Raw genomic sequence first — 231 nt, 5'->3', positions numbered from 1 at the left:
GTCACATTCCTTGTCGATACCGATACTGCCTAAGCCACCGCAACTACCACTTACGGCTTTCTTTTGAAATATGTAACCCACCGACATCGAGGCGATCACTAATACAAATACTACGAAAGTTGCAAGAAAGTAAGTCATTTTGCCTCCTGCAGCAAATAAGGTGCAAATTGCTGAGTATATTGCTCACTAAACCCTGTTTCTGTTTTGGTGATCATAAAAACAGGTAACTTT

At 40.7% G+C, this 231-nt stretch carries 1 protein-coding gene; it reads right to left on the bottom strand.

All coding sequences use genetic code 11. From position 1 onward, the window contains the following. Window positions 1-138, bottom strand: a 138-nt coding sequence (nqrM, locus tag Q4519_RS22205; protein ID WP_303516161.1) for a (Na+)-NQR maturation NqrM, incomplete at its 3' end; no start/stop codon positions are given. Between the last annotated feature and the right edge of the window lie 93 nt (window positions 139-231).

This window comes from Motilimonas sp. 1_MG-2023, from assembly GCF_030547455.1.
Taxonomy (GTDB): domain Bacteria; phylum Pseudomonadota; class Gammaproteobacteria; order Enterobacterales; family CBDFNC01; genus Motilimonas.
Note: the sequence above shows the minus strand (reverse complement) of the source record. Positions and strands in the feature narration are given on the sequence as shown.